Here is a 16,296-nt window from a genome sequence, read left to right on the forward strand (position 1 = left end):
TGGTTATTGAGGAGAATGTTATGTTCCGATGGATAAAAACGTTACCCGACCAACCCCCCATCACTGATAAACAGGAAATAGATAGGCTGTATCGTTATTGGCGTATTCATATTATGATCGCCCTATATGCCGGATATGCAACCTATTATTTTACCCGTAAAAGCTTTAATTATGTGATGCCTGAAATGATTAAAGACTTGGGGATTAGTATTGCTGATGTTGGTATATTAACGACTGCTTTTTATTTAGTTTATGGCTTTTCTCGTTTTGCTTCTGGCATAATGAGCGATGCCTCTAATCCCCGTTTTTTTATGGGAGTTGGATTAATCATAACAGGGTTTATCAACATTTTTTTTGGGATGAGCTCAAGTTTGTGGTTATTTACCTTCTTCTGGGTGTTAAATGCTTTTTTCCAAGGCTGGGGATGGCCACCATGTTCTAAATCATTAACTTCATGGTATTCACGCAATGAACGAGGTCTATGGTGGTCGATTTGTAATACATCTCATAATGTTGGTGGAGCGATAATCCCACTTTTAGCAGGAGGATTAGCGGTTCATTATGGCTGGCGTTATGGTATGTATATACCCGGTATTATCGCGATTATTGTTGGGCTATTCGTCTGTTTACGTTTAAGGGATAAGCCTTCTACGATGGGATTACCGACAGTAGGACATTGGCGTAATGATGAGCTTGAATTACAACAAGAAGCGTCTAGCCGTAAATTAAAACTTTGGCCGATATTAGTTCAATATATCTTTACCAATAAATATGTTTGGCTATTAGCCGTATCTTACATCCTTGTTTATATAGTACGTATCGGATTGAATGATTGGACTAATTTATATCTAGTTGAAGAGTATGGCTATGATTTAATTAAAGCTAACTCAGCATTATCATTCTTAGAAGTGGGTGGGTTTATAGGTACATTAGTGGCAGGTTGGGGGTCCGACTTCTTTTTTAAAGGAAACCGGACACCAATGAATATTATCTTTATGGTCGGAATTGGCGTAGTCGCTGCCTTTTTATGGCTATTCCCTGAAATGGGATACATGTTGATATCTGTCTGCTTCTTTTTTGTAGGCTTTTTTATCTTTGGTCCACAAATGTTAATTGGTATGGCTGCTGCCGAAGCTTCTCATAAAGATTCAGCAGGTGCCGCAACAGGGTTTGTTGGTTTGTTTGGTTATTTAGGTGCCGCCTTATCAGGTTATCCACTTGCGAAAGTCATTGAAACAGCGGGTTGGAATGGCTTCTTTATAACAATGATAATTGCGACGCTTTTATCGGCAGTACTGTTATTGCCTTTATTAGTGAAAAAGAAATAGATCAACGATAGCAGAGTAAAGGGTATTGGCGTTCATCACGTCAGTACCCTTTTATATGACTTAAATATAGCCTTAGGCGATTACGACAGATGTAAGTGAACACAAGATGGTATAAGAAAAATAGCAAAACAGATAAAACCAACGAGTTATTGATAATTTATCACGAATAATCGTTATAACTATTTAATTATCATCATAATAGGATTTTATTAAGCTCGGCTCGATAAAGTTTGTAATATTCTGTAACAGAATGATTGTACTGATAGTTTTCTGAAAATTCTGTTTTTTTATTTTCTAGTAAATAGATACTTTACATTGATTCAATTTATCTATTTACTTCACTACTGATAACTTCTGCTTAGCTTAATACTGGAGCAAATCCATGTCAGTTGTGACCCTTGTGTTAGTTTTTTTATTGGCCGTTATTGTGAGCGTATTTGTCTCTCGGCTACTTAAGGATATTATTCCTTTACCTATTATTCAGATAGCGCTAGGTGCAGCGTTGTCAGCTTTTGGTTTTGTGGTTGAATTTGAACCGCATCTCTTCTTGTTTTTGTTTATTCCTCCATTACTGTTCTTGGATGGCTGGCGTATTCCTAAGGAAGCGTTATTCCAAGAGATTAAGCCAATTATGTCATTGGCGATAGGTCTTGTGGTGGTGACAGTGGTTGGGATGGGCTTCTTTATTCATTGGTTGATCCCTGCAATTTCATTAGCCGTTGCTTTTGCGCTGGCGGCAATTTTGTCACCAACCGACCCCGTGTCTGTTTCTGCAATGACAGTCAATTCACCACTCCCTTCACGTATGGCACATATTCTTGAAGGTGAATCTCTGCTCAATGATGCGACAGGCTTGGTGTGTTTTAAATTCGCTGTAGCGGCAGCATTAACAGGTACCTTCTCTTTAACATCCGCAACAGGAGAATTTGCCCTTGTCGCGTTTGGCGGGATCTTAATTGGTTTATTAGTGGCTTGGGTTATTGGCTGGTTAAACCAATTTTTGGTGAAACGTACCGGTGAAGAGCCGGCAATCCAAATCATGATCAGCCTATTGATGCCATTTAGTGCTTACTTATTGGCTGAACATCTTCATGTCTCTGGGATCCTAGCCGCAGTGGTTGCGGGTATCGCTATGCACTATGAAAAAATTGCAGGGCGCATGCAGGCGGCAACTCGTATGCAAAGTAAAGCGGTATGGGATACGGTGCAAACGGCACTTAATGGGATGATCTTTATCTTATTAGGGGAACAATTACCAGGTATGTGGAATAACATGCCGCAAGTCGCTGAAGCGGCGGGAGCAAGCCACCCTTGGATGCTATTTGTGTATGTGATTGTTATCACCGTCGCATTAGCGATTTTACGCTTTGCTTGGGTTTGGATCTCAATGACCTTAACCGTATTTAACAACCGTCGTCGTGGTAAAGAAGCGGATGTTTTACACATTCGCATGATGGCGGTAATGGCAACGGCGGGGGTTCGTGGTGCGATTACTTTGGCGGGTATCCTAACATTACCACTGCTAATGCCGGATAATAGCCTATTCCCAAATCGTGATGTGGCTATCTTCTTGGCAATGGGGGTGATTTTGTGTTCATTGTTAATCGCTAGCGTTGCATTGCCTATTTTGACGAAAGGGTTGGTACAGGATTTACCGTATGATAATGATGAGATCCGTGCTCGTATGGCTCTCAATGAGGCTGCAATGGCACATTTACGTGAATTGATGAACCATCCTTCAGAAGATGTTGATGAAATTGCAATGCGCACCGAAGTAGGCTCTCAATTATTGGAAATCTATGGCAGACGCTTAGATAATACTGATGAAACTGAGTCTGATGTCTATGACCTACACAAAATGATTGATATGGAACGAGAAATGTCTCGCTCAGCTTTACAAGCGAAACGCGATGCCTTGTATCTCATGCGTAAAGGTAAGAATATCAGTGAGCGCGTATATCATCGCTTACGTGATGAATTAGATCTTAAAGAAGAAACGCTCAATCATCATAAAAGCAAAAAACACTAATTAAAATAGCGGCTAGAGTTTCGATTCTAGCCGTTTTTTTAATGTCCAATAGGAGGAAATAAGGCATGGAAAATAAGCAATTTTCAGATCAAGAATTAGATGAACTATGGAAAAAAGCGTTATTTATTTCCCGTGATAATGAAGGAAAAGGCTTCCGCAAGGATAAACAGGGAAACTGGATCTGTCGTCATGAATATGGCAATCGGAAAAGTGAATATGGTTGGTTTCCAATAAAAATAGAGCACAACCAAGGTACCAATCAGCTTAATGATTATACCCCCGTGCATTGGAAGGTCGTTGACAAGTTAGGTCAGCCTTCTGAGCCGAAATATCGTTTAAAAATGCTACCAATAGAAAGTATCAGTGCTGAGCGGATTAACCAATTATGGCAAATGGCAGTAAAACACTCCGCGGATAATGAGCAAAAAGGGTTTCGAGTAGATATTTTTGGTCAGTGGGTTGGTCATAAGAACTATGGTGAGCAAAATAGCCCATATGGTTGGGCCGCGGTGTTAGTTGATGACATTTCCAATAAAGGCGCAGATAAAAAACTCGGCGTACTCCCCATTAACTTACAACTTCTGTTGACGTTGCAAAATGAGATGAATAAAGATGAAGAAGGGTGGACCGTGTGGGATACAGCTTGCTTAAGCGTTAATGCCTTACAGTTTGGTTTTGATTTTATTGGCGCTTCTTTTAGTGCCGCTTTCTCGGCTCCATTTTCTTTTTTTGACATATAGCACTCGTCGTTTCATAGACTCTATTTAAGCGGTTAGTTGGTATCGGCTAGATATGCTAAACGTTGCAGCTTGTACCATCTCTGAGTGGTAGGAATAAGTTGCACTCATCGCCCGCCAGATAAAGCGGGTTTTTTTGTTGTATTAAAGAAGGAAGCCCATGAATGGTCATACGGAGTGAAGTGAACATGGTGGAATAACATTATGGAATTTCTTCGATAAATGGGGCGTGCTTAAATTGAAATTCATGTTATATGCTTAAAATAGAAAAGCGCAACAGTTAATATCAGTCAGATTATGATTGGTTTTGGTTTTCAGTAGTAAAATAAAAGTTTAAATAGAGCATAGTCATACTATGGTTCTTTATTAAAAATTATTTGATATAAAATGGATAATGCCATGGTTAAAATATAATTAAATAATTAGTTTCTATATAAAAATATATCTTAATAATAATGGTGTATTTTAAATCAACGATAGTTTTATTTTAATTATTCTATTTTTATTTAATATTTTTCCATCCTGGCTTTACTCTATAATGGTGTAATTTCAATTTCTTATGTTGTAAGTGTTTTTTATTTAGTTTTCTTGAGTGGGATTATTACTTTTCTTAGCTTTAATATACTGTTTTATATCCTATAGTTTTGATTTAAATAATTACTTTAGATAAGTGTATTTTTATCTGTTTATTTTCACTGTTTTTATTTAAATAGCAAGAAAATTAATTGCAAAAAACATTATTCAATATTGAAGTGTATTTTTTAACTATTTGATAATAATGATTTTATATTATTATTCCATCGTGATAAACGATCGATTTGCTTATTTTTGATAGGATTTGGCTATTGATAATTGGGTGTTTGATCGATATAAACGTATTTACACATTTAATTGATAAATCTATATTTTAATAAAATTATATTTTTATTTATTATCAGTGAATCCATTTGCTAATTTAATTATTAGTAATAAGAGAAGGCTATTTAAAAATAGTGACTTTATTATGAAACTTAAATATCTGACGATTGGTTTTTTAATATGAGCAAAAATAGAATTTTATTAAGACAAGATATTGGTGATTTTTTAAGAGCAGCGAGAAGAGGTAAATCTTTAACTGGTCTTCAACTTGGAAAAATGTTGCATATTAGCCAACAACAAATTTCCCGTTACGAACGAGGAGAAACAAGTATCAGCATTGAAACATTAGATGTTTTATTAAAAGGATTAGATATGGATTGGTCAGACTTTTTTTTCAAAGTGATGGCAAATTATTCGGCTGAAATAGCGGAATTAAAACTCTACAGATAGCCTCCAGTAGCAGAATTTAACGACGGTAGTTTATACGCGAAGCGCCATTGCGTATGCAAGGAGACTAAAGCGGTTTGATCAGGGATGATTTTTTTATTGTTACCTATTAATAATCAATTAGTAAATTCCATCATATCAATGCCTTATGATGAATTTATAGCAATTTAAGTCTTATTTTATATTGAAAGGAAAAACACATGAAACTAGTAAAATTCACGCAAGTGGTTGTTGTTGCTACATCTGTTGCCTCTTTCAACACGACTGCGGATAACTTAGGTACAGTGGATTTTATCGGTACAGTCGTCAGTACCCCCTGTAATATCGCCCAATCATCATTAAAACAAACCATTGATTTCGGACAGCTTTCTCGTCGTGCACTTGAGAATGGTAGGGTTGCCGAGGTGGATTTTAATATTGAATTCACGGGGTGTGATTTTACAGACTTCGATAAAGATGCAGAAGGAAAGCCAATGGCAGTGAAAACCATGGAATTGGTGTTTACAGGTAAAAGCTATGCTGACGCTGCAAGCACATTACTCTCAACATCGGTGGGCAACACGAATAATGTCGGTGTTGGTATTGAGGGTTTTGAGTTCGGTAAAGCGAAGGATGTTTTATCGCGGATAGCGAACAAAAAAGGAGATAATACATTAAAATTCAAAGCATTTGCGAAAGCCGTAGATACAACAAAAGATGTTGTTGAAGGGCAGTTCAATGCAACCTCCAACTTCCGAATTACTTACCAGTAAACAGGATAGCCGTCCGCCAGCCTTTTGCTGGCGGAACCATCAAGGCATGCGGAGGGTGCTGTGAGTGCTTACAAACATTTTAGTCGCCACATTATACAATTCATGATGCTGTGGGTACTTGGTCACGCTACCGTGTATGCTGCGATTGATACACAGCGCCATTCTTTCAATGGAATGACCCGAATAGTAGGAACAGTGATTGCCACTCCCTGTTCAATAGCTATGACTGATCGTTACCAAACAATCAATTTTTCCCCGTTGACCTTACCGCTATTATCCACAGCCAGCGGTCGTGAGCGCTATAGCCAACCCTTTATCATTGAGCTACATGGTTGCGGCAGCATGCACTCGACAATCGACAGTAAAACATGGTCAATACGTTTTTCCGGACATACAACTCAAAATATAAATGCCTTTGTATTACAGGGGCCTTCACACGGCTTAGGCATTTCCGTATTGGATGAACAACGAAAAAGATTGGTTCCTGAGCAGCGCTATTTTTTGTCTAACCACGTGTTACGACAAGACAAATCTGGGGAGACTCTTTTTTTACGTTACTTCTTACAACTAGAGCTGACAGGGCAACCGATTCAAGCAGGTAGCTATCAAGGTTTGGTTCGTTTTTTCATCGACTATCAATAAGAAACAGAAATAAGGGCCTCATCACTTATTTTTGAGGTGTTTCTTTGTCGTATTAGGGATGGAACAGAGCATGGTGTTTAAACATAGCAAACTACGGCGGGTTATTTTATTGGCGTTTGGCCTGACGACATGGGGCGCGAGTGCTGCTGAATTCAATACTGATGTGCTGGATGCAGAAGATCTGCAAAATATCGATATAAGCCGATTCTCTGTCGCCGGATATGTACCGCCGGGAGATTATGTTTTAACTGTGTGGGTTAATGGGCTGCGCTTAGGCGCCCCACGTGATATTTCCGTATATGAGAAAAGCCCTTCTGCCGAGCAACGCTCTCCATTTGTTTGTATACCAACAGATATGCTGCAATTAATAGGATTGACGCATTCTGCAAAGCGCAAATTAACCACGTTAAACGAAGGGCGATGCCTAGATTTATCATTGTTATCCGGGGCTCAAACTCAAGTTGAGCTATCGACATTATCATTAAAAATAACTATCCCTCAAATGTGGATGGAGTACAGAGATCCCTACTGGATACCGCCAGCATTATGGGAGGAAGGTGTAAACGGGGGATTTATTGATTTCAATGCGAACGCGTCAGCAACAAAAGAAAAAGGCGGCACTAAACGAGTTTATTTATCAACCAATGGAACGATGGGGATAAATACCGGCGCTTGGCGCTTTCGCGGGGATTATAATGGAAGCTACCAAAAACAGCGTGGAGGATACTCGCCACAAGAAACACATCAGTTTGATTTCAGCCGGTTATATGCATTCACTTCATTAACAGAGTCAGCCGCTATTTTGACGTTAGGCGAGAATTATTTTTATTCTGATATTTTTGACGCTTGGCAATATAGCGGGGTGTCATTAGAAAGTGACGATAGAATGCTCCCTCCCAAGCTGGTTGGTTATGCGCCTGAAATTATCGGCGTAGCCAATACCAATGCGACGGTGATCGTCCGTAGCCAAGATAGGGTTATCTCTGAAACGCTTGTTCCACCAGGGCCTTTTCGTATTCAAACATTAGAGAGTGGGATACGCGGTATATTGGATGTCACCGTGAGAGAAGAAAATGGTGAAGAGAAGACATTTACGGTTAGCACAGCGTCACTGCCTTATTTAACGCGACCGGGACGCCTTATTTATAAGTTAGTCGGTGGAAAAACGCGTTATGATAGCCATCATCTTACAGGTAAGCCCGTTATTGGTGGCGAGTTTTCCTATGGCGTCTCTAATGCTTGGTCATTGTACGGAGGCTCTCAGTTAAATGGTTATTATCAGGCGCTAGCGGTAGGTTTAGGGCGTGATCTTTTTTCCGTTGGCGCTATTTCCGTTGATATCACTCAGTCTTTTGCTGATCTTGAAGATAAGAAGCGACAAGGGCGCTCTTATCGAGTCAACTATGCTAAATCCTTTGATGATTTGCGTACGGATATTACATTTGCAGGCTACCGTTTTGCCGATAAAGACTACCGGACGTTGACACAATTTTCTGATGAGGCGCGTACAGGTATTACCCCCTATGCGCCGAAAACGAATTATCAAATTTACCTGAATAAGTACTTTGAACACTTTAATATTTCCTTAAATTATCAATACAGTACTTATTGGCAAAACGATCCTCAAACACAATATGGGATGTATGCAAGTACCCATCTCAACTTGCCAGCCTTATCTCAACATGGGGCGAGTTTATCGCTGTCTGCTACGCGAACAGAGCGGGATAATGGTTTTGAAGATGATGCAATTAATCTATACCTAACGGTTCCTCTTTATACAGGGCATAGCTTAACGTTTTCAGAGCTTTACTCTCGCTCATCCGGTCATAATCAATTCAATCACAACGTGGGTTATAGCGGCTACAACACGACCGATAATTACAGCTTAAATATGGGTTATCACCATGGCCAAAACATGGATAACCAAACCAGCCTTAGTGGTTTCTATTCTCGAGACTTATCGCAAGCGAATATCTCAGCAAATGCCAGCTATGTACCGCATGAATATCGTAGTGTGGGAGCCTCCATAAACAGTGGAATAACCGCGACCGCTAAAGGTGTTGCATTACATCGTTCAGCAAATGGTGACACGCGATTAATGATAGATACGTCGGGGATCAGCGGCGTGCCTTTAGATAATGGCGTGATCAAAACCAACGCTTTTGGGTTAGCGGTGATCCCAAATGTGAATAGCTATCGTAAGTCTACTGCATCCATTAATACCAGCAAATTACCCGATAATTTAGAGACGTTAACGTCGACAACCGATATTACGCTCACTAAAGGAGCGATTGGTTATCGCCATTTAACGGTGATGAAGGGAGAAAAACTCTTTGCCATTTTGTCATTAGAGAACGGCAAGAAACCGCCTTTTGGTGCCAGTGTACGCAATGCTGATAATCGTGAATTAGGTATTGTCGGGGAAGATGGAGTGACTTGGTTAGTGGGCGTTTCGGCACAAGAGTCGTTATTTGTTTATTGGGATAACCAAAAGCAATGCAGGATCAAATTGCCAGAGACGTTTGTTGTGTCGTCGGACATGTTGTTACTGCCATGCCTACGGGGGAAGTTGTAGTTTCATTCATCATCTAGGTAAAAAATAATTAAATTAGGTTTATGAGGTTAGGTATGTTGAATTTATATTTACGTCATGGGCTGTTTGTCGGTTGTTGTTTATTTCTGTTGCTAACCACGCTATATGCGCATAGTGCCGTCACATTAGATAGAACTCGGATCGTTTTTCCCGGAAATGAACGCGCGATCAATATCAGGATCACGAATGATAATCCTGAAGAAGCTTATTTGGCACAAAGCTGGATAGAAGATTTACAAGGAAATAAATTAACCAAAGGGGCGATTTTAGCGACACCACCTTTGCAGCGAATTGAACCCAATAGCGATAGTTTAGTGCGATTAAGTGTGACACCGCTGCTGGAACAATTACCGCAAGATAGAGAATCGGTATTTTATTTTAATTTACGGGAAGTACCTCCTAAATCGACAGAAGGAAATACATTACAAATTGCTTTGCAGTCTCGCGTTAAGTTGTTTTATCGCCCTAAGAATATTTTGTCAGAGTCGCAGACGCAATGGGCACATAAGATCACACTGGCGAGAACGGCAAAAGGTTATCAACTGAATAATCATACGCCTTTTCATTTAACTGTTATTGGCTTAGGTAACAGCAAATCTCAATCTGAACAAAGTCGCTTTGATGTTGTTATGGTTCCACCTAAATCAACGCACGACATTATATCACCTTCATTATCAACTCCTTATCTTACTTACATTAACGATTACGGTGGCAAGCCAACTCTGGCATTTCGTTGTATTGATGCGATTTGCACCGTGAGAGAGGAGCTGTGATAGCCATCTTGGCAGCAAACAATAAAAAGGAAGGAAATAATGAATTCAAAAATTGTATTGCTATGTCTACTTGCTCTGATTGGCGCTATAGGTAATTGGGCAAAAGCGGCGCCATTGATATCCAATACATTGATAACGGGAGACAATGATGGGCAGCTATTACAAGGATGGGTAAGGGTTAATGCTGTTTTATTTCATGCTCCTTGTAATTTAATCAGCCACACTGAGGCTATTTTGACAGGATGTGGAAGTGGTGGGCTATTTCGTGACAGTGCCCTTTTGAAAGGGGCTGCGAAAACGCCTGTCAAAGTACAATTTATTGATATGCGGCAAGGCGTTGTATTGGAATATTTTGAGATGAGCTTAGGTAATGGCAATAACCCAATACCGCTTCCTGAACTCAATAAAAATCAAAATAGAGTGGGGCTAGAGGTGAGTTATGAATAAAGCATTTATCTTAATTGCCATATGCTCTTTCAGCCCATTAAATGCGTTGGGTAAAAATCATTTAGATGTTGAATTTAAAGGTGAACTTATTCATCACGATTGCCAAATTGCAGCGGGATCTATTAATAAACAAATTCAATTAGGTTATTTGCGTAAACAATATCTTAATGAACATAGCGTCAGCGACGTGTTTCCCTTTTTTATTGAAATTAATAAATGTAGCCCATCTGATCTGAATAAAATAATCCGTCTAACATGGCAAAGCCATCAATTAATCGACATTGATGGTAACCATTATCTAACGACGCAAGGCGCAAGCGGGGCGTTACTTGGATTGATAGAAATGGATAAAGACAAGCAGCCTGTTATTTGGAATCAACCCATTAAGGTTGGTGTCGTGTCAGTCGTAGATAATCGCCAACAATTAAACTTTGGGGTATTTGTTCGTAAACCTGCAAGCGGTGAAATCAAAACGGGGGATTTTAAAGGCACGGCGACATTTGTGGTGGAGTACGAATAATGAAACAACACAAGACACTGATCACCGTGTTAATGCTATTTGGCTCGTTAGTTCACGCAGATGTTTTAGTGGAGGTCAGTGCAACTATGGTGGCGCCTAGTTGCAATATTCACAGTGAACATCATGGCTCTACGTTAAAAATAGATTTCGGTACGGTAAAGTTTGATGAATTAAATAGCGCTTCGCACCATAGAGCGTTTGCGATTCAACTTTCAGGGTGTGACTTTAATAAAGATTTAGCGATTATGTTGGCGCCGAAAGGGAACAATACATTCATTCATAATGGGCAAACAGTATTAGCGACCTCAATTTCTGGATTAGGGATCTCTTTCAATGAAGTCATCGACGGGGGCATCCGTCCTTTGGCGATGAACAAGCTGCAACGAATTAACCCACAACGGCTTAGCGCTACCGAATACCAAACTGATTTACAGGCTCGCCTTGTTAATCGCATTCCTGCTGAACAATTAGCGGCGGGCAAGTTCACTTCTGCTATGACAATTTTAGTCGCGTATGACTAATAAGGGCTAAAGCGATGTGTGATTTTAAAGATGATGGTCGTAGGCATATGACAGCTAAAAATTATGCGTGGATGATAGGTTTATTTTTAATGATAAATAGCTTAGATGCAACGGCTGATTACGCAGCTCAAATTGTCGACCCCAACACAGGGTATGTGATCAAATTAGAGCGTAACAGTGAATTAGTGGCGACGCCACTTGTTGGCTCTAATGGAAAAAATTATTACCGCATTGGCAATACGATGCTAATTGATAGTGCCAGTAAAGATGTGAGTGTATCCGGTTATGTTAAATGCTTAGGTCGGCAATGGGGAGAGAGCAGTGTAGGCATCCCATCGGAAAACGCATTTCATCGCTTATTTATGTATGCGCCAATGGCTGGTGTCTATATTGAAGGGAGACCAGCCTATCAAATCAACAGTAATTTAGTCATGACGGTTGAAACAAACTTGATGAGTTGGGTCAATATTGACGCTGCGGTTTGTTCTAATGGCTTTGATGGAGACATTTTTCCTTCGGGGCAGTTCTATAGCCAATTTCCAATCAAATTAACCTTCTATATTAATGAGCGAATTATTGATGGGCAATTAGTGATAAATGCTATGGATTTAGGTGGCTATGTTCGCGCTTATACCGCCAAGAAAACGGTACCGCCTTACGACAGTTGGCCTATCAATGAGACAACGGTTCCATTACGGCTGGCTGCTTCACAAATTCATATTGGCTCTCTGTGCACGACCATGACTAGCACAGGGCAAGCAGAAACCGTCAGCCTACGTCATGGCAAACTCAGTAGTGTGAATTACGATAGTACAGTGGTAGAAAAAGTCACTTACAGTTGTAAGTTTAAATCATCGACTAACATCCGATTACGTTTGGATTACACCAAAGATGATGACCCTCAAAAGCGCTTGCCATTAAAAAGCCAGTTAAACCATCACGATGTCATTTATAGTGAATTAACAATGACCGATGAAGCGACAGGGCAAACGGGGCAAAGTTTAAACCTTGAGATCCATCAACTCGATACCATCAGCATTACCAGTCGCATTCAAGGGCAAAATGCAGCTGCGGGGGATTATCGAGGATCTGCGTGGTTGATTGCGACTTATGATTAACTTGTCTTGCTGACAATAAGCTATTCGGTTGAGCCGCAAGAGCCAGTTATCTTGAAACAGGTTTGGGAAGCGTGCCTCGGTCTGTTTTTGTTAGATAATCATCTCGCTGGCTTCATTTATTGCACTAGGAGGAAAATGGCGGCTCAACCCATCCTCTGTTATTGATGAATACGCTGAATAAAATTTGAAGGTGTTTTGCTCAACCATTTTTTAAACATGGTCGAGAATGCACCCACACATCGCGTTTTATGTTATTGACGCGATTTAGAGGGATATTTCGCATAATGGCTCGCATTAACTCAGATGGAAATATCATTTCTATTTTTGGCAGCTTGGCTAGCCTTGTTTGTTTGCTATTGCCATTTTTAGCGATAATGGATAGGGGCTATCCGTAGTTATGAGTGAAATACCGGTCATAATTATGACCGGCATAAATGAAAAGATAACGATCATTTGCTATTAAAAAACCTAAGCATCCAAGAAAAATAAATTTAATAAATTATTGTGTTAATTAAAAAATCGTAAATGGGGCAGTCACAATAAATTTGATATCTTTTTCATCTTGGAAAATGTTATTAAATCCTCCACCCCAGCTTGGGATATCGCTGTGGTTATCAAAACGAGTGTAATGTAATTTAAAGGTAGTATCCTTAGCTTTACCAGTTTGAATGGTGTAGAGAATATCAAAATTCCATGCACTTTCTCTGACGCGTTGGCTTTGGTCATAAATTGGATTATTACTCGGTTTTGCATCCCAAGCATAAACATAAGAGGTGCCGATTTTCCAACCTGCGAGATCCCAACTGGATAAATCATAGGTCACACCAGCAAATAGCGCTTTTTCATTGTCGGAGTTGAAATCTGAACGGGCATCCCACCAAACATCTATACGACCATTTGAAGTGCCGTAAGCTGAGGTCATGCGCTGTAAGAAGTAACCTTGTTGACCAGGAGAGTGCACCATCGTTCCTTCAACTTGGAAGTCTAAAGCATCGTAGGTATAGCCTAAAGTGAACGCCTGTAACCAAGCTAATCCATCATAGACATCATTAACACCACCACTATTGTCTTTATCTTGTGCGCCGTAGAATTGATACGATACTCTTAAATCACGTCCAGCAAGCGGGAATGCGTAAGAGATCTTGGCAAGATATTGATCCATATAACCTTCAGCTTGACCAACTGCACCCTCTAGCACCAGCTTGTTTTTGGCATCATATTTCACACCCAGTGAGTGTAAATAATCAATCGTGGTTGTTGAGTCGGCTTCGCGGAATTCATACATTTCACGATACCATGGCGCTTTATATTGATCCGTCCACATATAGGAAATATTAAATTTCCCACTGTCCTCGGTATCAAATTCAGCCCCCACTTCGGCACCACGGTAAGTACCGGGTAAAAAGCTCCAGTTGGTGGCTAACAAAGTTTGACCACTTGGTTGTATATAGCCTGCTTTACCCCAAAATGGCCCTAATTTTAATTTTGTTGCAGCGGTCGTGAAGGTAAACCCATTACGGTCGCCTGTACCTTTCTCATCCCAAACATTTTTGGCATCACTAAAGCCAATTTCATTCGGTGCGGCAGGGCCGCCGTTTGATAATTCGACAGCAGTATACCCGGCAAAATCAAAGCCAATAAAATCTTGAATATAACCAGAAGAAAAGTCGAGAGCTATATTTAATGATGAGTGTTTAAGATTATCTGTATATTGACCATATTTATCACTGCCGGGTGTTAATTCTTTTCTTGATCTATCCCTTTGCCAATAATAGATACCACCTTTTAATGTTGCATCATCAAAAAATGGTTGAGCATTGATTTTAGGAATATAACAACTTGCGGTTAATATAGAAAATATCTCTAATGCTAATAGTTTTTTAGTATGCTTAATCATGGAATTAGCCATTCTTTATTCCTCAATATTGATTGAATTAATTAATTGATTTTTATTTTTTATAAATAATGAAGGGCAAAGTGATAAATAAAACACTAAGCCAATAACATTTATATTTTGTGATTAATATTAAGCAATCTGAAAAGTAGGGTTTTATGAATTTAAGAGAATGTCATTTGCCAATAGGGACCATGGTAGCTGTTGATATCGAGATATTATATAAGGTTGGGTTTTTATACTGAGTGATCTTGTTTTTTTTGGATTAAATTGCGGCGCTGGATTTCTAAATGCTGTTTTTAAAAGTGAAAACCTTTAATGCATTATCCAGTATTTTATTATGTGACGTATAAAAACAAAAAAATGTCACCTTTAGCTATTAAAAGTTTTTTAAATTTATATTTATATTATGAAAAATGGAAAATAAGAGGGTTTGATATGAGTGAATCAGTCGGATCTATGAAGTCTCAAAAAATGCAGTTATCAACATGGCGAGTTTATCTTTCACCTATTATAGGTGGAATATTTATTCCGATGATGTTCTTGTGGGCACCATTAATTACTATTCAAATGGATAAGGAACTTGGTTTTTCGCCAGAAAAAGTAGGTTTTATCTATATGATAGAAATTTTAACCGGGATGTTAGCAAACGTTATTGCCTTCTTTTGGTTAAAAACAAAGATAAACTGGTATCATATTTATGTGGCTATGATCCTACTTACCGCGGTATTAAACATTATCTCAGGTTTTTTAATTAAAGATCATTTTAATCTTTATATTGCTATCAGAATCCTCTCTGCAATATCAGGATCGACTATTTTTATCATAACCAATTCGTGTATGGCGTTATTGCCAAACTCGTATCGAGCGTTCAGTATTTCCCTATTTAGCCAAATTATATTAGGGAGTTTAGGGCTGTTTATTTTACCGCTATTCCTTGAAAGTTATGGCATATTTTCAGTTTATGTTTTCGTGTCCATACTGTTAGTTTGTGTTTTACCGCTAACTAAAGGTATAGATGCTATTTGGCGAATGAAAGAGGAAAATATTTTTAAAGAACAAGCCCAAGGAGCGGTAAAAAATCGTACAGTAAAAAATGAGATGTATCTATGCTTAGCAGGTATCTTCTTATTTAATGTCGTGGTTGCTGGTGTTTGGACATTTATTGGAGGTTATCTTAGCGCGTTACAAGTCGATCTTTCAGTCGTGTATAACATTTTAGGTTCGGCAAGTATGGTCGGTATATTGGGCGCGGGAACTTCAATTCTATTTAGTAAAAAAGTAAATTTAGTTTTTGTTACTTGCTTTATATTTTTAATCGCATCTGTGCTAGCAATGTACTTAAATACTAGCATCATGCTTGTGATTATCAGTTGTTACGCTTTTAAATATATATGGACACTAATATTACCATTTACGATGAGTATTGCTGCTGAATATGAGGTCGATGGAAATGTTATGAACCTTACATCACTTACATTGGGGCTGGGTATCGCGTTAGGGCCGATGTTTAGCGGAATGTTAATTGAGCGTGTTAGTTTTTCTGCAATGTTTTTATTCAATTTATTATTACTTGTTGCCTCCATGGTAATCATTATGAAAATAATTTTTAAAAATAATAAAGATAAGGCTTAATA

14 protein-coding genes are annotated in these 16,296 nt (G+C 39.0%); 13 read left to right on the forward strand and 1 reads right to left on the reverse strand.

Annotated elements, in window-relative coordinates:
- Positions 1 to 20: 20 nt before the first annotated feature.
- The 12 genes from uhpC (at position 21) to PR675_RS13540 (ending at position 12,765) form a co-directional block, all read left to right on the forward strand.
- Positions 21 to 1,328, forward strand: coding sequence for an MFS transporter family glucose-6-phosphate receptor UhpC (uhpC, locus tag PR675_RS13485; RefSeq protein ID WP_036942056.1), 1,308 nt, complete (start codon positions 21 to 23; stop codon positions 1,326 to 1,328).
- Between the two features lie 382 nt (positions 1,329 to 1,710).
- Positions 1,711 to 3,357 carry a Na+/H+ antiporter gene (locus PR675_RS13490; RefSeq protein ID WP_004926020.1) on the forward strand — a complete coding sequence of 549 codons (1,647 nt, stop codon included), beginning with the start codon at positions 1,711 to 1,713 and terminating at the stop codon, positions 3,355 to 3,357.
- A 65-nt stretch (positions 3,358 to 3,422) separates the two neighbouring features.
- Positions 3,423 to 4,097: a hypothetical protein gene (locus PR675_RS13495; protein ID WP_060560908.1), complete on the forward strand. Its 675-nt coding sequence runs from the start codon at positions 3,423 to 3,425 to the stop codon at positions 4,095 to 4,097.
- A 1,035-nt stretch (positions 4,098 to 5,132) separates the two neighbouring features.
- On the forward strand, positions 5,133 to 5,402 hold the full coding sequence (locus PR675_RS13500) for a helix-turn-helix domain-containing protein (RefSeq protein WP_004926025.1): 270 nt from the start codon (positions 5,133 to 5,135) through the stop codon (positions 5,400 to 5,402).
- Between the two features lie 197 nt (positions 5,403 to 5,599).
- Positions 5,600 to 6,151, forward strand: coding sequence for a fimbrial protein (locus PR675_RS13505; protein WP_004926028.1), 552 nt, complete (start codon positions 5,600 to 5,602; stop codon positions 6,149 to 6,151).
- 60 nt (positions 6,152 to 6,211) lie between these two features.
- Entirely contained in the window at positions 6,212 to 6,793 is a 582-nt protein-coding gene (locus PR675_RS13510; RefSeq protein WP_223854619.1) for a fimbrial protein, read from the forward strand.
- A gap of 58 nt (positions 6,794 to 6,851) precedes the next feature.
- Positions 6,852 to 9,368 carry a fimbria/pilus outer membrane usher protein gene (locus PR675_RS13515; protein ID WP_060560909.1) on the forward strand — a complete coding sequence of 839 codons (2,517 nt, stop codon included), beginning with the start codon at positions 6,852 to 6,854 and terminating at the stop codon, positions 9,366 to 9,368.
- Between the two features lie 53 nt (positions 9,369 to 9,421).
- On the forward strand, positions 9,422 to 10,159 hold the full coding sequence (locus PR675_RS13520) for a fimbrial biogenesis chaperone (protein WP_060560910.1): 738 nt from the start codon (positions 9,422 to 9,424) through the stop codon (positions 10,157 to 10,159).
- A gap of 39 nt (positions 10,160 to 10,198) precedes the next feature.
- Positions 10,199 to 10,606: a hypothetical protein gene (locus tag PR675_RS13525; protein ID WP_060560911.1), complete on the forward strand. Its 408-nt coding sequence runs from the start codon at positions 10,199 to 10,201 to the stop codon at positions 10,604 to 10,606.
- Positions 10,599 to 11,126, forward strand: coding sequence for a fimbrial protein (locus PR675_RS13530; protein WP_004926035.1), 528 nt, complete (start codon positions 10,599 to 10,601; stop codon positions 11,124 to 11,126). Before PR675_RS13525 ends, PR675_RS13530 begins: the two co-directional genes overlap by 8 nt.
- A complete protein-coding gene (locus PR675_RS13535) occupies positions 11,126 to 11,647 on the forward strand; it encodes a fimbrial protein (RefSeq protein WP_004926037.1) in 522 nt (173 codons plus the stop codon). Before PR675_RS13530 ends, PR675_RS13535 begins: the two co-directional genes overlap by 1 nt.
- A gap of 14 nt (positions 11,648 to 11,661) precedes the next feature.
- Positions 11,662 to 12,765, forward strand: a complete 1,104-nt coding sequence (locus tag PR675_RS13540) for a hypothetical protein (RefSeq protein ID WP_060560912.1) — start codon at positions 11,662 to 11,664, stop codon at positions 12,763 to 12,765.
- A 511-nt stretch (positions 12,766 to 13,276) separates the two neighbouring features.
- Here the strand turns inward: PR675_RS13540 and chiP are convergent.
- The gene (chiP, locus tag PR675_RS13545) at positions 13,277 to 14,662 is read right to left on the reverse strand and encodes a chitoporin ChiP (protein ID WP_169342291.1); all 1,386 of its coding nucleotides are present in this window, start codon (positions 14,660 to 14,662) and stop codon (positions 13,277 to 13,279) included.
- A 435-nt stretch (positions 14,663 to 15,097) separates the two neighbouring features.
- Here chiP and PR675_RS13550 point away from each other — a divergent pair, with 435 nt between their 5' ends.
- Positions 15,098 to 16,294 (forward strand): MFS transporter, encoded by a 1,197-nt coding sequence (locus PR675_RS13550; RefSeq protein WP_014656899.1) that lies wholly within the window; start codon positions 15,098 to 15,100, stop codon positions 16,292 to 16,294.
- Positions 16,295 to 16,296 lie beyond the last annotated feature (2 nt).

Origin of the sequence: Providencia sp. PROV261, from assembly GCF_028477945.1 — a bacterium.
Classification (GTDB): Bacteria; Pseudomonadota; Gammaproteobacteria; order Enterobacterales; family Enterobacteriaceae; genus Providencia; species Providencia stuartii.

Coding starts and splice junctions, on each gene's coding strand:
- uhpC (WP_036942056.1), top strand. CDS start 21: ATGTTCCGATGGATAAAAACGTTACCCGACCAACCCCCCATCACTGAT.
- PR675_RS13490 (WP_004926020.1), top strand. CDS start 1,711: ATGTCAGTTGTGACCCTTGTGTTAGTTTTTTTATTGGCCGTTATTGTG.
- PR675_RS13495 (WP_060560908.1), top strand. CDS start 3,423: ATGGAAAATAAGCAATTTTCAGATCAAGAATTAGATGAACTATGGAAA.
- PR675_RS13500 (WP_004926025.1), top strand. CDS start 5,133: ATGAGCAAAAATAGAATTTTATTAAGACAAGATATTGGTGATTTTTTA.
- PR675_RS13505 (WP_004926028.1), top strand. CDS start 5,600: ATGAAACTAGTAAAATTCACGCAAGTGGTTGTTGTTGCTACATCTGTT.
- PR675_RS13515 (WP_060560909.1), top strand. CDS start 6,852: ATGGAACAGAGCATGGTGTTTAAACATAGCAAACTACGGCGGGTTATT.
- PR675_RS13520 (WP_060560910.1), top strand. CDS start 9,422: ATGTTGAATTTATATTTACGTCATGGGCTGTTTGTCGGTTGTTGTTTA.
- PR675_RS13525 (WP_060560911.1), top strand. CDS start 10,199: ATGAATTCAAAAATTGTATTGCTATGTCTACTTGCTCTGATTGGCGCT.
- PR675_RS13530 (WP_004926035.1), top strand. CDS start 10,599: ATGAATAAAGCATTTATCTTAATTGCCATATGCTCTTTCAGCCCATTA.
- PR675_RS13535 (WP_004926037.1), top strand. CDS start 11,126: ATGAAACAACACAAGACACTGATCACCGTGTTAATGCTATTTGGCTCG.
- PR675_RS13540 (WP_060560912.1), top strand. CDS start 11,662: ATGTGTGATTTTAAAGATGATGGTCGTAGGCATATGACAGCTAAAAAT.
- chiP (WP_169342291.1), bottom strand. CDS start 14,662: ATGATTAAGCATACTAAAAAACTATTAGCATTAGAGATATTTTCTATA.
- PR675_RS13550 (WP_014656899.1), top strand. CDS start 15,098: ATGAGTGAATCAGTCGGATCTATGAAGTCTCAAAAAATGCAGTTATCA.